Annotated in this window: 16 protein-coding genes; 4 read left to right on the forward strand and 12 right to left on the reverse strand. The window is 71.3% G+C overall.

The window, feature by feature from the left end:
• Window positions 1–74: 74 nt before the first annotated feature.
• The 4 genes from IE269_RS29805 to IE269_RS29820 all read right to left on the reverse strand — a co-directional run bounded on the left by IE269_RS29805 (window position 75) and on the right by IE269_RS29820 (window position 4,108).
• Window positions 75–752 (reverse strand): 4'-phosphopantetheinyl transferase family protein, encoded by a 678-nt coding sequence (locus tag IE269_RS29805; protein WP_189826305.1) that lies wholly within the window; start codon window positions 750–752, stop codon window positions 75–77.
• Entirely contained in the window at window positions 749–1,612 is an 864-nt protein-coding gene (locus tag IE269_RS29810; RefSeq protein WP_189826306.1) for a metallophosphoesterase family protein, read from the reverse strand. The genes IE269_RS29805 and IE269_RS29810 overlap by 4 nt, the downstream gene beginning before the upstream one ends.
• A 144-nt stretch (window positions 1,613–1,756) precedes the next feature.
• Window positions 1,757–3,382 (reverse strand): amidohydrolase, encoded by a 1,626-nt coding sequence (locus IE269_RS29815; RefSeq protein WP_189826307.1) that lies wholly within the window; start codon window positions 3,380–3,382, stop codon window positions 1,757–1,759.
• Window positions 3,383–3,451: 69 nt separating this feature from the next.
• Window positions 3,452–4,108 carry a TetR/AcrR family transcriptional regulator gene (locus IE269_RS29820; protein WP_189826308.1) on the reverse strand — a complete coding sequence of 219 codons (657 nt, stop codon included), beginning with the start codon at window positions 4,106–4,108 and terminating at the stop codon, window positions 3,452–3,454.
• Between the two features lie 69 nt (window positions 4,109–4,177).
• Here IE269_RS29820 and IE269_RS29825 point away from each other — a divergent pair, with 69 nt between their 5' ends.
• Window positions 4,178–5,626: a purine-cytosine permease family protein gene (locus IE269_RS29825; protein ID WP_189826309.1), complete on the forward strand. Its 1,449-nt coding sequence runs from the start codon at window positions 4,178–4,180 to the stop codon at window positions 5,624–5,626.
• A 47-nt stretch (window positions 5,627–5,673) separates the two neighbouring features.
• On the opposite strand, the gene IE269_RS29830 is transcribed toward IE269_RS29825, so the two are convergent.
• Entirely contained in the window at window positions 5,674–6,675 is a 1,002-nt protein-coding gene (locus IE269_RS29830) for a YdcF family protein (protein WP_189826310.1), read from the reverse strand.
• Between the two features lie 201 nt (window positions 6,676–6,876).
• Between IE269_RS29830 and IE269_RS29835 the strand changes: the two genes are divergently transcribed.
• Window positions 6,877–7,272, forward strand: a complete 396-nt coding sequence (locus tag IE269_RS29835; protein ID WP_189826311.1) for an SSI family serine proteinase inhibitor — start codon at window positions 6,877–6,879, stop codon at window positions 7,270–7,272.
• A gap of 29 nt (window positions 7,273–7,301) precedes the next feature.
• Here the strand turns inward: IE269_RS29835 and IE269_RS29840 are convergent, their stop codons facing one another.
• From IE269_RS29840 to IE269_RS29860, 5 genes are all read right to left on the reverse strand, one after another.
• The gene (locus IE269_RS29840; protein ID WP_189826312.1) at window positions 7,302–7,463 is read right to left on the reverse strand and encodes a hypothetical protein; all 162 of its coding nucleotides are present in this window, start codon (window positions 7,461–7,463) and stop codon (window positions 7,302–7,304) included.
• 80 nt (window positions 7,464–7,543) lie between these two features.
• On the reverse strand, window positions 7,544–8,509 hold the full coding sequence (locus IE269_RS29845) for a cytochrome c oxidase assembly protein (RefSeq protein WP_189826313.1): 966 nt from the start codon (window positions 8,507–8,509) through the stop codon (window positions 7,544–7,546).
• Window positions 8,510–8,605: 96 nt separating this feature from the next.
• Window positions 8,606–9,631, reverse strand: a complete 1,026-nt coding sequence (locus tag IE269_RS29850; protein WP_189826314.1) for a 6-phosphofructokinase — start codon at window positions 9,629–9,631, stop codon at window positions 8,606–8,608.
• Between the two features lie 154 nt (window positions 9,632–9,785).
• Window positions 9,786–10,514, reverse strand: coding sequence for a type 1 glutamine amidotransferase (locus IE269_RS29855; RefSeq protein WP_189826315.1), 729 nt, complete (start codon window positions 10,512–10,514; stop codon window positions 9,786–9,788).
• A 25-nt stretch (window positions 10,515–10,539) separates the two neighbouring features.
• Window positions 10,540–11,778, reverse strand: coding sequence for a Mur ligase family protein (locus IE269_RS29860; RefSeq protein WP_189826316.1), 1,239 nt, complete (start codon window positions 11,776–11,778; stop codon window positions 10,540–10,542).
• A gap of 172 nt (window positions 11,779–11,950) precedes the next feature.
• Here IE269_RS29860 and def point away from each other — a divergent pair, with 172 nt between their 5' ends.
• Window positions 11,951–12,496: a peptide deformylase gene (gene def, locus IE269_RS29865; RefSeq protein WP_189826317.1), complete on the forward strand. Its 546-nt coding sequence runs from the start codon at window positions 11,951–11,953 to the stop codon at window positions 12,494–12,496.
• Between the two features lie 143 nt (window positions 12,497–12,639).
• On the opposite strand, the gene IE269_RS29870 is transcribed toward def, so the two are convergent.
• Window positions 12,640–13,293: a TetR/AcrR family transcriptional regulator gene (locus IE269_RS29870; RefSeq protein WP_189826318.1), complete on the reverse strand. Its 654-nt coding sequence runs from the start codon at window positions 13,291–13,293 to the stop codon at window positions 12,640–12,642.
• 145 nt (window positions 13,294–13,438) lie between these two features.
• Here IE269_RS29870 and IE269_RS29875 point away from each other — a divergent pair, with 145 nt between their 5' ends.
• Window positions 13,439–14,668: an acyl-CoA dehydrogenase family protein gene (locus IE269_RS29875; RefSeq protein WP_189826319.1), complete on the forward strand. Its 1,230-nt coding sequence runs from the start codon at window positions 13,439–13,441 to the stop codon at window positions 14,666–14,668.
• Between the two features lie 360 nt (window positions 14,669–15,028).
• Here IE269_RS29875 and IE269_RS29880 read toward each other — a convergent pair whose 3' ends face one another.
• Window positions 15,029–15,424, reverse strand: coding sequence for a hypothetical protein (locus tag IE269_RS29880; protein WP_189826320.1), 396 nt, complete (start codon window positions 15,422–15,424; stop codon window positions 15,029–15,031).
• Window positions 15,425–15,733 lie beyond the last annotated feature (309 nt).

A 15,733-nucleotide genomic window follows, 5' to 3' on the forward strand; every position in this document is an offset into this window, starting at 1 on the left:
CCCTCTGAGCAAGTCGCCGTGATGCAGGGCCCGTTGACCGCCGTTGTCCGGCGGGCAACGGGCCCCCGCAGCGCTCAGCCGTGCGGGACCACGACCGCAGTGAGGACCAGCCCCTCGCGGACGGTCCACCGCCCCTCGAACTGCCCGAGCCTGCGCCCCCCGACGACCGGCCCCGGCACCAGGAGCCGTGCGCGGAGGCTGCCCCGGTCCGCTGCCCCGGGATCGGGGCGGAGCTCGATGTCCGCCTCCTCGAAGTCCAGCCACGTGCCGGTCAGCGGGAACCAGGCCTTGTAGACCGACTCCTTGGCGCTGAACAGCAACCGGTCCCAGGGGACGCCCGGCCGCCCCGCGGCGAGCGCCGCCAGGCGGTCCCGCTCGGCGGGCAGCGACACGGCGGGCAGGATCTTGTCCGGGAGCGGGCCGTGGGGTTCCGCGTCGATGCCGAGCGAGGCCAGGTCGGCGGTACGGGCGAGGGCGGCCGCCCGGTAGCCGTCGCAGTGCGTCATGCTGCCCAGCAGGCCGTCGGGCCAGCGCGGGGCGCCGCGCTCGCCCGGCAGCACGGGCTGCGGGGCGTGCCCCAGCTTCTCCATGGCCCGGCGGGCGCAGCTGCGTACGGCCGCGAACTCATGGCGGCGCTTGACCACCGCCGACGCCACCACCGGCTCCTCCTCCGGGAACAGCTCGGCGAGGTCGTCCGCACCCTCCCGGCTCTCCACGGCCACCACCGCGGCGGGCAGCAGCTCCTCGATCACCGCTCCGCCCCTTCCTCGCGCGCGTCGGCGGGAAGGATGCGGCGCAGCGCGCCGGGCGGTGCCTGCCGGGTGCGCCACTCCCGGGGGTAGCCCACCGACACCTCTTCGAAGCGGACCCCTTCGTGCCAGGTGGTCCTGGGGATGTGGAGATGGCCGTAGACCATGGCGGCCACCCGGAAGCGCCGGTGCCAGTCGGCGGTCAGCCGGGTCCCGCACCACATGGCGAACTCGGGGTGCCACAGCACGTCCATGGGGTGGCGGTCCAGCGGGTAGTGGTTGACGAGCACGGTCGGCAGGTCCTCGGGCAGCTCCGCGAGCCGCCGTTCCGTCCGGGCCACCCGGTCGCGGCACCAGGCCTCACGGCTGGGGTGGGGGTCGGGGTGCAGCAGGTGCTCGTCGTTGCAGACGATGCCCGTCCCGTTCGCGTACGCGAGGCCCTGCTCCTTGGTGGTGCAGCCGGCGGGCAGGAAGCTGTAGTCGTACAGCAGGAACAGCGGGGCGACGGCGACCGGCCCGCCGGGGCCCTCCCAGAGCGGGTACGGGTCCTCGGGCGTCACCACGCCCAGGTCGCGGCACATCTCCACCAGGTGCTCGTAGCGGGCGACGCCCCGGAGGGTGACGGTGTCGCGGGGGTGGGTCCACAGTTCGTGATTGCCGGGGGCCCAGAGCACCTTGCGGAAGCGGCTCGCCAGGGTCTTGAGGGCCCAGCGGACGTCGTCCACCGTCTCGGCGACGTCACCGGCGACCAGCAGCCAGTCGTCGTCGGAGCCGGGCGTCATTCTCTCCACCAGGGCACGGTTCTCGGCGTAGCCGATGTGCAGGTCGCTGATGGCCAGCAGCTGCCCCGACGCGTTCGCCACGGTGTCCCCCCTCGTTCGTACGCAGGTGATCGCCACCAAGAGAACACACCCGACGGAGCGCCGCAACGTGCCCAAGTGGTCCTGGGGGAGGGGAAGTTCAGGGAGGGGCGGGGACGCGGGCCGAGCCCGCGCCCCCTTTGGCTGTCAGAGCCCGGCGGCGCGGTGCGTCGGGGTGCCGTCGAGGACGGTCAGGAGCACGGGTACGTCGGCGAGTTCGGTGGCCGGGACCGTCAGCGGGTCGGCGGCGAGCACCGTCAGGTCGGCCCGGTGGCCGACGGCGAGCCGGCCCGCCACGTCCTCCTCGCCCGCCGCGTACGCCGCGTTGACGGTCATGCCGCGCAGTGCCTCCAGCGCGGTGAGCGCCTGCTCGGGGCCGTGCGGGTCCTGGGTGAGGTCGCGGGTGGGGCGGCGGTGGATCGCCCCCGCCATGACGCCCAGCGGCGGGAAGGGCGCGATCGGCCAGTCGGAGCCGAGGGCCACGACCGCGCCGGAGTCGTGCAGGTCGCGGCAGCGCCAGGCGTGGGACGCGCGCGGCTCGCCCAGCCGGCGGGACCAGTTGTCGGTGTGGTCGGCGCGGGTGAAGTCGCAGCAGTGGGTGGGCTGCATGGAGGCCACGACGCCCAGTCCGGCGAAGCGGCGCAGGGTGTCGTCCGGGACGGTCTCGATGTGCTCGACCCGGTGCCGCGGCCCGGCCCCGTGCTCGGCCTGCGCCTTCTCGACGGCGTCCAGGACATGACGTACCGCCGCATCGCCGATGGCGTGGGTGGCCGTGGGGACGCCCGCCCGGTGCAGCTCGGCGACGATCCGGGTGTACTCCTCGGGGTCCGGCCAGAAGGCGTCCACGGACTCGCCGTGGCAGTCCGGCTGCTCCAGCCAGGCGGTGCCGTTGTCGATGGTCCCGTCCATGAAGATCTTGACGCCCGCGACCTCCCACAGGCGGCCGCCCGGACCCTGCCGCTCGATCAGGGCGCGCACGCCCTCCGCGTCGGTGCCGGGCTGGCACCAGGGGGCCACCCGCAGCCGCAGCGGCAGTTCGCCCGCCTCCGCCAGCTCGGCGATGAGCTCCAGGCTGTCGCCGTTGGCGTCCATGGCGTGGCCGCCGGTCAGCCCGGAGGCGGCCATGGCGCGCAGGGCCGCAGCGAGCCGGTCGCGGCGCTCCTCGCGGGTGGGCTGCGGGGCGACGCTCTCGACGAGTTCGCAGGCCGCCTCCTCCAGGAGCAGCCCGGTGGGCCGGCCGTCGGCGTCGCACACCACGTCGGCGGTGGCCTGGTCGAAGGTGCGGGGGCCGTCGACCCCGGCGAGCTCCAGCGCGCGACGGCTGGCCAGCGCCGAGTGCGCGTCGAAGAGCAGCAGGAACGCGGGGACATCACCCAGTACCGCGTCGAACGGGGTGGTCTCGACGGGGAGTTCACCGAAGACGTTGGGGTCCAGGCCCCAGGCGTGCAGCCACTCGCCGGGGGCCAGCTCGCGGACCGCGCCCGCGAGGGCCTCGCGGGTCTGCTCCAGGTCGGTGCAGCCCGACAGGTCCAGGCCGCTGGTGAGCTCGGCGCCGTGCACCGGGTGGATGTGGCCGTCGACCAGGCCCGGCGTGACGACCGCACCCTTCAGGTCGATCACCGTGGTCCCGGCGTCCGCCAGCGCGCGGATCTCCGCGTCGTCGCCGAGGGCGGTGATGCGCCCGTCCGCCGCGGCCAGCGCGGTGTGCGGCAGGAAGCCGCCCGTCGCCGGGTCGAGCAGGCGGGCCGAGAGCAGGATGAGGGACGTGCGCACGAAGGCTCCTTGCAAGGCGGTCGGTTCAGGGGGGAAGCGTGAGGGGGGGGATGCCCCGGGCGGCGGCGGTCAGTCAGCGGTGTCCGTGTTGGTGTTGGTGTCCGACAGCGTGCCGAACGGCAGGCCGAGCACGCGCTCCGCGGTCGTCAGCGGCAGCCGCCTGATCTCTGGCGGATCGTTGTCCAGCGAGGTGCCGTTGACGAGCATGCCCAGGCCGTCGAGCACGACCATGATCTGGATGGACGACACCAGCGGGTCCTCGGTGCGGAACTCGCCGAGTTCGACGCCCTCGCGGACCAGCGCCAGCAGCCGGTCGCGCCAGGCGTTCTCCTGCTCGGCGACCCGCTCGCGCAGGGCGGGACGGTAGCGGCTGAGGTGGCGGGCGTTCAGCCAGAGGCGGCTGATGTCGTCGTACGCCTCCCCGGTCGTCAGTCTCAGGAAGCGGGCCAGGTGCTCGGTCGGGGTCGAATCCGCCCGGTCGGCGGGCAGCAGCTCTTCGATTTCCGCATCGGCGGCGCTGCCGTACGCCTCCGCCACCAAATCCTCCACCGCCGGGAAGTAATGGCTGATCAGACCCGGTCGCACGGACAACTCGTCCGCGATCCGGCGCAGCGTGATCCGCTCCAGTCCTTCGGCCAGAGCAACCACAGAGGCCGCCGCAACGATTTCCGCACGTCTGGACGCGGGAGATTTGCGGATTCGCTTGTTCTCGATGCTTGACGGCATGGAATCGATGCTATTGAGTGTGCGACCAACAAGCAAGCAGTGGGTGAACAGCACACTGGAGGGTCCCTGATGGCGTCCACGATTCCCGACCCGCAACCCGGCGTCAGCGCCGACGACTCGGAGGAGCCGCCATCCTCCGAGCGGGCGGTACGCGTCGAGGCCCACGGCATCGACCACATCCCCGACCGGGAACGCCACGGCCACCCCCGGCAGCTCTTCTCCGTCTGGGCCGCCGCCAACGTCACCTTCCTCGCCCTGGTGACCGGCGGCTCCCTGATCCTCATGGGCCTCACCCTCGGACAGGCACTCGCCGCGATCGTGATCGGCAACCTGTTCTGGCTGCTCACCGGCCTGCTCGCGATATCCGGCCCGTCGGCGGGCACCCCGAGCGAGGTCATCACGCGGGCGATGTACGGAGTCCTCGGCAACCGCGTGAACAACGCGATCGTCGGCTGGCTGATCTCCGTCTGCTACTTCGCCATCAACCTGGCCGCCGCCGCGTCCGCCGCCTTCGCCCTGGTCGAGATGACGGGCATCACCGCGAACACCTTCGTCAAGGTCGTCGTGGTGATCGTCGTCGCCTCCCTCACCCTGACCATCGGGGTCTACGGGCACGGCCTGATCATGAAGCTGTACCTGCCGATCACCCTCGCCCTGAGCGCCGTCTTCGCCGTCGTCGCGGTCGCCGTGTTCCAGCACGCCGACTTCGGTTACGCACCCGCCGAAAAGCTCACCGGCACCCCGCTGTGGGCCACGCTGATCGGCGGCGTCGCGCTGATGGCGGCCGCCCCGCTCTCGTACACCACCAGCGCCGACTTCTCCCGCTACCTTCCCCGCACGACCTCCCCGAAAGCGGTCCTCGGCTGGACCGCCCTCGGCGGCTTCCTGCCCAGCGTCTTCGTCTGCACTCTGGGCGCCCTCGCCGCGACCGCCGTGGACATGACGGACCCGCAGGCGGGACTGCGCAAGCTGCTGCCCGGCTGGTTCGGACCGGTCCTGCTGCTCGCCCTGGTCCTCGGCACCATCGCCATCAACGCCCTCACCTCCTACAGTGCGGGCCTCGCGCTCCAGGCCGTCGGCGTCAGCATCCGCCGCTCCCGCAGCGTCATCGTCGACGGCGTGGTGGCCGTCGCCCTCACCCTGTACGGGCTGTTCACCGCCGGCTTCCTGGACACCGTCAACAGCATGCTGGAGGTCACCGTCGCCATCGTCGGCCCGGCCATGGCCGTCTACGCCACCGACATCATCCTGCGCCGCAACCGCTACGACGGCCGCGCCCTGATGGACGAATCACCCCAGGGCCCCTACTGGTTCACCGGCGGCTTCAACCCGGCCGGCACCGTGGCCCTGGTCTGCGGCGTCGCCGTGGCCGCCCTGTGCGTCAACAACGTCTACACCGGCCCGATCGCCACCGCCCTGGGCGGCATCGACCTCGCCCTGCCCGCCGGCCTCGTCGTCTCCGCGCTGCTGTACGCGGTCCTGGCGCGCGGCCTCAGGAAGCAGACCGCGACCTCCTGACCCACGCCCTGCCCGGGACGGAGCGCGACCCCGTCCCGGGCCTGCGCCTACACCACCAGCCCGGCCAGCGACCCCATGGCCGCAAGCAGCGCGCACATCCCGAAGTTGACCACCTTGTGCTGCATGAAGACCGCCACGAACTCCCGGATGATCGCGCTCGGCCAGAAGTACCGGGCCGTCCGCGAGCCCACCACCTGACCGTTGATGCCGGTCTTGCGGGCCATCAACGCGGCCCGGAAAGCGTGGTAGTTGTTCGTGACGACCACACAGCGGTAGCCCGGGTCCACGTCCCGCATCAGCGCACCGCTGAACGCGAGGTTCTCCTCGGTGGTCCGCGACCGGGTCTCCTGGATGATCCGGTCCTCCGGCACACCCGCCTCGATCAGGTACTCCGCCATCGCCTGCCCCTCCGGCCGGTCCTCGTCCGGACCCTGCCCGCCCGAGGTCACCAGCATCGGGCTGCCCCCGGCCGCGAGCTGGGACTCGTACACCCTGCGGCCCTTGTCGAGGCGGCCCGCGAGCAGCGGCGGCACCTTGTTGCGGATCAGCCCGGAGCCCAGCACCACCACGAAGTCGATCCGGCCGCGCGGCCTGAACCAGCCGTACAGCAGGGAGTACAGCAGGAAACAGGTGAAGAGGAAGGAGACGTAACCGACCACCAGGACCGCGACGACCGTCACCGTGCTCAGCGCGCGCGAACCCGTCGCGAGCGAGGCGACCAGCATCGCGCCGAGGCCGATCATGCCCAGGCCCGCCAGCAGCGACAGCAGGTTCGCCGGGCTGCGGCCCTCCTTGCGGACCATCGTCAGCCCGTTCCGTACCAGGAACCAGGCCAGCACCAGCGCGGACAGCAGCGCCAGCAGGAGCAGGCCCCCGGCGATGCCGGCCGCCAGGGCGGGATGCTTCTGCCCCGCCTTCAGCATCACGCCCACCAGCGTGAAGAACAGGGCGAAGACCAGATAGAAGCCGTTGCGCAGCCGCCGCCGGTCGCGCAGCATGCCGACGACCAGCGCCAGGAGGAAGAGTCCGGCCGGGACAAAGACGATCATGGGATTACGGTACGTCACCGACGGGCGTCCTCGGGACGGAATCCGCAGGGCCGGACGGCCCAATGGGACCCTCCGGGCGGGCGACCCGCACGGCGTGGCCCGTTGCGGGTGCGGGGGCACGACGGGTGCGCTCGTGCGGACCCACCCCCGCTCCGCCCGTGCGGAGTCCGGGACACCCCCGCCCCGTCCCTGGAGAGACGCATGCGCCCCTTCCGTACCACCGCTTTCGCCGCAGTCGCCCTGCTCGCACTCGCCCCCGCTGCCACCGCCGTCGCCGACGCCCACCCGACGCCGAAGCGCGGGCTGCTGCTCACCGTGAGCGGCGCGCAGGACACCTGGATCCGGGGCGTCAGCCTGCACTGCTCGGCCCCGGTGGGCGGCGGACACCCGCAGCCGAGGGAGGCGTGCGACGACCTCACCTGGGCGCGCGGAAGCTTCGACGCGCTGCCCGGCAATCCGCACCCCTGCACCAAGCAGTACGACCCGGTGACCGCCACGGCCGACGGCACCTGGCGCGGGCAGCCCGTGCACTGGAAGAAGACCTTCGGCAACGCCTGCGAACTCGACGCGGCGACGGGTCCCGTCTTCCGCTTCTGACGCGTGGCTGCGGCGGGGCCGCTGCGGGATCAGCGGCCCCGCGACGTCGCGATCGTCCCCACGGTGGCCAGCAGGAGCACCACCCAGCCGAACCACAGCCAGCCGTTGCTGCCCATCGCCGCCGTGTACGCCGTCACCACGACCAGCATCCCGACGGTCAGCGCCCCCATCGACTTCGGCGAATTGTTCATGCGCGCCCCCTCACCTACGAGTGGAGGGTCATCGTCACCCGCCGGGGCACGCCACCGCTACAGCCTTGCGGACACTCGCGCTAGGACTGGCCGCCGCGCGCCTGCAAGGAGGCCAGGTACGCGTTGTACTCCTCCAGCTCCTTGTCACCGTCCCGGTCCGCCGCCCGGTCCGAGCGCCGCGCCACGCGCTGCTCGGAGCGGTACCACTGGAAGACCAGCGCGATCAGCACCAGCACGGACGGGATCTCGCTGAACGCCCAGGCGATGCCGCCCGCCGCGTTCTGGTCGGCGAGCGCGTCGATGCCCAGCGAGGCGGGCGGGTTCTTGTACGCCTCCACCATCGGCTGCGAGGCCATCATCAGCGCGATGCCGAAGAACGCGTGGAAGGGCATCCCCGCGAACAGCTCCAGCATCCGCATCACGTAACCGGGCCGGTGCGGCCCCGGGTCCACGCCCATGATCGGCCAGAAGAAGACCAGACCCACGGCCAGGAAGTGCACCATCATCACCACGTGCCCGACCGCGTTGCCCATGAGCATGTCGAACAGCGGCGTGAAGTAGAAGCCGTACAGGCTCGCGATGAACAGCGGGATCGTGAACGCCGGGTGCGTGATGATCTTCATGTACCGGCTGTGCAGCAGCGCGAGCAGCAGCTCGCGCGGCCCCTTGCGTCCCTTGCGGCCGCGCCCCGACACCGGCAGCGCGCGCAGCGCGAGCGTGATCGGCGCACCGAGCAGCAGCAGGATCGGCGACAGCATGCTGACGATCATGTGCTGCACCATGTGCACGCTGAACATGACCATGCCGTAGTCGTTGAGCTTGGTGCACATCACCAGCAGCACGGTGAGCACGCCGATCACGAAGAAGACCGTCCGGCCGACCGGCCAGTCGTCGCCCCGCTTGCGCAGCCGCACCACGCCCCACCCGTACAGGGCGAGCGCCGCGAGGCACGTCACCAGGAAGAAGGGATCGGGGGAGAGCTCCAGGCCCCGTCCCAGCGTGAACGGCGGCAGATCCATGTTCATGCCGTGCCCGCTGTGGTCCATCCGCTGACTCCTGATTAGTGCCGGGTTGTCCGGTCCAGAGTAGAACCGCCCCCGGCCGCGTCCGCGACCGGGGGCAGTGTCAGGAGTCCATCGGGCCTACAGCACGCATTCCGCTTCCCCGTAGCGCGCCGCCGGAACCGTCTTCAGCTCCTCGACCGCGCTGGCCAGCGGCACCATCTCGATGTTCGTGCCGCGCAGCGCCGTCATCATCCCGAATTCGCCGCGGTGCGCCGCCTCCACCGCGTGCCAGCCGAAGCGGGTCGCGAGCACGCGGTCGTACGCGGTCGGGGTGCCGCCGCGCTGGACGTGGCCCAGGATCACCGGGCGGGCCTCCTTGCCGAGGCGCTCCTCCAGCTCGATGGCGAGCTGGCTGGCGACTCCGGCGAAGCGCTCGTGCCCGTACTGGTCGGTCTTGCCGACGTTGAACTCCATCGACCCCTCGCGCGGCTTCGCACCCTCCGCGACGACGACGATCGCGAACTTCTTGCCCGCCGAGAACCGCTTGCCGACCAGCTCGGTCAGCTCGTCGATGTCGAAGGGCCGCTCCGGCACAACGATGGCGTGCGCACCGGCCGCCATGCCCGAGTGCAGGGCGATCCACCCCGTATGCCGGCCCATGACCTCGACGATCAGCACACGCTGGTGCGACTCGGCGGTGGTCTTCAGCCGGTCGAGCGCCTCGGTGGCGACACCGACGGCGGTGTCGAAGCCGAAGGTCACGTCGGTGGAGGCGATGTCGTTGTCGATCGTCTTCGGTACGCCGACGATCGGCAGCCCCGCCTCGGAGAGCAGGTGCGCGGCCTTGAGGGTGCCTTCGCCGCCGATCGGGATGATCGCGTCGAGGCCGAGGTCCTTGACGTGGCCGCGGGCCTGCTCGACGCCGCCGCGCAGGTGCGCGGGCTGGACGCGGGAGGAGCCCAGGATGGTGCCGCCGCGCGCCAGGATGCCGTTCACGGCGTCGAGGTCGAGGGGGCGGTAGTCGCAGTCGAGGAGGCCCCGCCAGCCGTCGTGGAAACCGATGACCTCGTCGCCGTGGTCGGCGACGGCACGGTGGACGACGGAGCGGATGACGGCGTTCAGGCCGGGGCAGTCGCCGCCGGAGGTGAGGACACCAATGCGCATGGCGCGAAAACCTTTGCAACGTGGGCCGAATGACCGGACCACGTCGTCCGGGCGGGTCCCGTCACCCTACAAGTGCGGGGTGACGGGACCGAACCCGGCGTCCAACGGGTGGACGTTTCACGTGAAACAGGGTCACGTGCGCCGTGAGAAGGCGTCAGGCGGGCTGCGTGGCGCTGGCGATGCGCTCGGCGCGCAGCGCCTCGTACCAGCGGTCGTCGGTCGGCGGCAGCGCGTTCACATCGAGGGCCAGCTTCAGCAGCAGGTCCGCGATCTGCGGGTTGCGGGCCATGACGGGGCCGTGCATGTACGTACCGAACACGGTGTCGTTGTACGCGCCTTCGGTGCCGTCGCCGGTGCCGTTGCCCTTGCCGAGGCGGACCCGGGCGAAGGGGCGGGCGGTGGGGCCGAGGTGGGTGATGCCCTGGTGGTTCTCGAAGCCGGTGAGCTGCGGGAGGTTCAGCGGGGCGTCGATGTCGGCGAGCACGTCGCCGACGCAGCGCTCGCCCTCACCACGGGTGGAGATCACGTCGAGGAGGCCGAGGCCCTGCTCGCGCTGGCCGAGGTCGTTGATGAACTCGTGGCCCAGGATCTGGTAACCGGCGCACACCGAGAAGACGATCGCGCCGTTGGAGACGGCCCGGCTGAGCCCGCCGTCCTTGCGCAGCCGCTCGGCGGCCAGCCGCTGCGGGCGGTCCTCACCGCCGCCGATCAGGTAGATGTCGCCCGAGGTGGGCACCGGCTGGTCGCTGCGTACGTCGACCCGCTGCACGTCGAGGCCGCGCTGGCGGGCCCGGCGCTCGACGACGAGGGCGTTGCCCTGGTCGCCGTACGTGCTGAGGAGGTCCGGGTAGATCCAGACCAGCCGCAGACTGCTGTCATTCATTCGAGTCATGTCCCTGCGGTTTCTGTCAGTTGCCGACGCGGCGGCGGAGGTCCTGGAACGCGGTGTAGTTGGCGATCGTCTCGATCAGGCCGGGCGGCGCCATCTGCACGGCCTCGTCGAGGGTCTCGCACACCCGGAACTCCAGGTTGGCGACTTCGAGGCGGACCGCGAGGTCCAGCTTGCGGTCGCCGAGCACGAAGATTGGGTGACCGGCGAGCCGGGTGTAGTCGACGTCCCACAGCCAGGAGGTGTCGGTGCCGTCGGCGCCGCGGGCGTTGACGGACAGGATCACCGGCGTCGGCGGCTGGTTGATCAGCGAGAACGTCTCCAGCCAGCCGGCCGGGTTCTTCGCCAGCAGCAGCCGCAGCTCACGGCCCTGGTACTGGACGACGTCGTACCGTCCGGCCACCGCCTGCACCTGGTACATGCGCTCCAGCGCCACCTGCGGCGGCACCCCGAAGGTCGCCGCGACGGCGGCCGACGTGGCGGCGTTCGCCTTGTTGGCGCGGCCCGGGAGCTGGAGGTGGATCGGCCACGCGGAGCCGTGCGGGTCCAGGACGTGGTCGCCGGAGAGCACCCAGCTCGGCGTCGGACGGCGGAAGCCGCACTCGCCGCAGAACCAGTCGTCGCCGGGACGCTGCATCACACCGCCGCAGGAGGGGCACGACCAGGCGTCGTCCTTCCACTCCTGTCCGGCCGCCACCCACACCACGTTCGGCGACGAGGACGCCGCCCACACGATCAGCGGGTCGTCGGCGTTGGCGATGACGACGGCCTTCGACCCGGCCAGCCCCTCGCGCCACTTCTCCGCGAGCATCCGGGTCTCGGCGGCGCGGTCGAGCTGGTCGCGCGAGAGGTTCAGCAGCGCGATCGCCTTGGGCGTCACGTCACGGGCAACGCCCGCGAGGTACTTCTCGTCGACCTCGATCACGCCGTACTTGGCGTCCGAGCCGCCCGCGAGGGCGGAGGTGATGCCCGCGGGCATGTTCGCGCCGAGCGCGTTCGACACGACCGGACCGCTGGCCCTCAGGGCCTCCGCGATCAGCCGGGTCGTCGTCGTCTTGCCGTTGGTCGCCGAGACAAGCACCACGTCCAGGTGGTTCGCGAGTCGTCCCAGCAGGTCCGGGTCGAGCTTGAGCGCGACCTTTCCGCCGATCACCGAGCCGCTTCCGCGTCCCGCGGCGCGGGACACCGCCGCCGCGGCCTTGCCTGCCGTCACGGCCAGCTTGGCCCGCGGCGACAACGGCTCCGTGTTGCCTGCCATCGTCACTGATCCTCCTTGCATCCGGCGCCGCACTTGCCCCAGGTCCACCGGTCAACAGTCCGGGCTCAGCCTATCGAGGTCCCGCCGTACGCCCGAACCGCGGCACCCGTGGGAAAGGGCGCGGACCAGCCTCGACGGTACGTGACGCGCGGCGGAACGTACGCTAGCGGCCATGCGACACCGCCCCATTCCCGGCAGTTCCGGCACCGTACGCCCCATGACGCTGCACGGCGACCCCGTCCTGCACGCCCCGTGCGAGCCCGTCACCGACTTCGACGCGTCCCTGGCCGGGCTCGTCGAGGACATGTTCGCGACGATGTACGCGGCCGAGGGCGTCGGCCTCGCCGCCAACCAGGTCGGCCAGTCGCTCCGCGTCTTCGTCTACGACTGCCCGGACGACGAGGAGGTCCGCCACCTCGGGCACGTGGTCAACCCGCGGCTGGTGGAGGCGGACGGCCCCGTCGTGCGCGGCTCCGAGGGCTGCCTCTCCCTCCCCGGCCTGGAGGCGGGCACGCCGCGCTACGACCACGCGGTGGTCGAGGGCTTCACGCTTGACGGCGAGCCGGTGACCGTCACCGGCACCGGGTTCTTCGCCCGGTGCCTCCAGCACGAGTGCGACCACCTCGACGGCAAGGTCTACCCGGACCGGCTCACGGGCTGGCGCAGGGCGAAGGTGCTGCGGGAGGCGCGCAGGGCGAAGTGGGGGCGTACGGCTTAGGGGGTTGCCCCGGTAGCCCCGTTGCCCCGGTAACCCCCTTGGGCTCCGCCCTCCCCCCCTCGTCCCCTTGAGCGGCGGGGCCGCCCCCGGCTCAGTACCCGCGCCGGGTGCGCCCCGCGAAGAGGGCCGACTGGAATCCGTACCTAGAACCCGGGCCCGCCTGGGCGGTCGCCGGCCGCCGCCAGCCGCCCCCACAACAAGTCCGCCAGGCTGCTCACCAACTCCGCCCGTGAGCAGGGGCGTTCACCGAGCCACCAGTCGCCCGCCGCATGCATCATGCCGACGATCCCGTGACCCCACACCCGCGCCAGCTGCTCACTGTTCGGCCCGAGGTCCACCCGCTCCGCGATCACCTCGGCCAGCTCCTCGCCCATCCGCCGCAGCAGCGGCGCCGAGTGCCGTCCGACGTCGAAGCCCTGCTCGGGCGTCGGCGCGGCGGCGTCCTCCGCCGGGTGCATGAGGAAGCGGTAGACCTGCGGACGCGACTCGATCGCCGCGAGGTAGGTGTCGAGCGTCCGCTCCACCCGCTCGCGCCGCTCGGCGGGCGCGTCCAGCGCGGCCCGCAGGGCGGCCAGCAGTGCGTCCGTGTGCCGCTTGGCGAGGGCGCGGTAGAGGCCGCCCTTGTCGCCGAAGTGCCGGTAGAGGATCGGCTTGGTGATGCCGGCCTCGGCCGCTATGGCGTTCATGGAGGCCTGCGGGCCGTCCCGCAGGACCACCCGGTCCGCGGCTTCCAGCAGCTCGCGCCGCCGGGCCTCGGCGGTCGACCGCTGCGCCGTGGCCTGCTCTGTGGTCTCCATCGTGTGCTCTCCCCGCCCAGGTGATTCCGTTCCGTGACGCCCGCGCAACGTAACACTGCCCGTCGACGGCCGACTGTTGACAGGGGCTACCCGTGGGTAACACACTCGTGGTTACCGCAAGTAACGTGCACGTGCTGGAGGGGACATGGCCGAGTTCACGCTCGATCTCAACGACGACCAGAAGCAGGTCCGCGACTGGATCCACGGTTTCGCCGCGGACGTGATCCGTCCGGCCGCCGCGGAGTGGGACGAGCGGGAGGAGACCCCCTGGCCCGTCATCCAGGAAGCCGCCAAGGTCGGAATCTACTCCCTCGACTTCTACGCACAGCAGTACTTCGACCCTACGGGTCTGGGCATCCCGATGGCCATGGAAGAGCTCTTCTGGGGCGACGCGGGCATCGCGCTCTCCATCGTCGGCACGGGCCTGGCCGCCGTCGGCGTCCTCGCCAACGGCACCGAGGAGCAGATCGGCACCTGGATACCGCAGATGTACGGCGACGCGAACGACGTGAAGGTCGCCGCCTTCTGCTCCTCCGAGCCGGACGCGGGCTCGGACGTCGCCTCGATGCGCACCCGCGCGGTCTACGACGAGGCCAAGGACGAGTGGGTCCTCAACGGCACGAAGACCTGGGCGACGAACGGCGGCATCGCCAACGTCCACGTCGTCGTCGCCTGCGTCGACCCGGCCCTCGGCTCCAAGGGCCACGCCTCCTTCATCGTGCCCCCCGCCACCCCCGGGCTCTCCCAGGGCCAGAAGTTCAAGAAGCACGGCATCCGGGCCTCGCACACGGCGGAGGTCGTCCTCGAAGACGTACGCATCCCGGGCTCCTGCCTCCTCGGCGGCAAGGAGAAGCTGGACGAGCGCCTGGCCCGCGCCCGCGAGCGGGCCGCCAAGGGAGGCGGCGAGCGCGTCAAGAACGCCGCCATGGCCACCTTCGAGGCCTCCCGCCCCGCCGTCGGCGCGATGGCCGTGGGCACGGCCCGCGCCGCCTACGAAGTCGCCCTGGACTACGCCAAGACCCGCGAACAGTTCGGCCGCCCCATCATCGACAACCAGGGCATCGCCTTCCAGCTCGCCGACATGCGCACCCAGATCGACGCCGCCCGCCTGCTGGTCTGGCGCGCCTCCTGGATGGCCGTCTCCGGCAAGCCGTTCACGGCCGCGGAGGGCTCCATGTCCAAGCTCTACGCGAGCGAGGTCTCCAAGAAGGTGACCGCCCAGGCCGTCCAGATCCTCGGCGGCAACGGCTTCACCCGCGAGTACCCGGTGGAGCGGATGCACCGCGACGCGGCGATCTACACGATCTTCGAGGGCACGAGCGAGATCCAGCGCCTGGTCATCGCCCGCACACTGTCGGGCATGCCGATCCGCTAGGGCCGAATGCCCGGTGAGACACGCGTAGAACCAGACTGCTTTGAAGGCCTCCCAGCGTTCGCCGGGAGGCCTTCACGTTCCCGTACGGGGCGCAGTCCCTCGCGTGCCCCGGCTCCTCGGACAACCCCGCGCGGGGCCGGCCCGCGGACGATCGGAGCCCAAGTCTCCGCATATGGGTGCGGCGGGTACTTCTGCGGGGAGCACCTGCACGGGGCACCTGCCGATGAGCTCGGCGGCCGGTACGGGACGTGCCTGGATGCGCTCGAGGCCTGACTCGCACAAGGTGCCCCTGGCCGGAGAAAGCGGCCAGGGGCAGCAGGTGGCAGGGAACCTGGCGGTGCGGATCCCCGGCGAGGACAGCTAGCAGCCGCCGCTGGTCTTGTACTCGACAGTGGGCGAGGTGTGATCGCCATAGTGGATCCGGAAGTAGACGTGGTACTTCTCGTTCATGTTGAACTGACGCTTGACGTAGTTGTCATCAGCCCAGACGGGGACAACCTTCCAGTCGTCTTTGACGCCCTTGTAGTTGTACTCGACAAGGGGCCCGCGAAGGTCGTTCTTGACGTTGTCCCACACCTCCCACCAGTCTCCGCACGGAGAGAACCGCACGCCGGAGGAATTGCCCGCCGTCTGCGTCCAGTTGCGGTACGGCACGGCGGCCGCGGCCTGCGGTGCGGTGGTCAGCAGCAGGCCGGCTGCTGAGGCGGCGGCCCCGGCCGCGAGTAAGGCGCGGCGCTTGGTGATCCTCGATTTCATGTGAACCCCCATGTCTGTCAACGGACGTTAAAAAAGCTAGGAGTTGGGGGGCGGAGGGGCATCAGGGCTGCCACTGAACCCGTGTCAGTGGTGACACGGAGGCTGCAGAGCCTGACAGTTCACCAGCACCGAAGTCATGCGGGGGTGATCTCATGGGCCCCAGCTCGTCACCGCGTCCGACGCCGCCGAGTACACCGGGCGATCCGCCGGCAACGCCGAGGGCGACGGCGTCACCCGCAAGAACGGCGATCTGTTCGGCTCGGAGCACGGCGACAAGGCCGTGGCAGTGATCAACGAGATCAACAAGTA

Source organism: Streptomyces spiroverticillatus, assembly GCA_014650415.1.
GTDB classification, from domain to species: Bacteria; Actinomycetota; Actinomycetes; order Streptomycetales; family Streptomycetaceae; genus Streptomyces; species Streptomyces spiroverticillatus.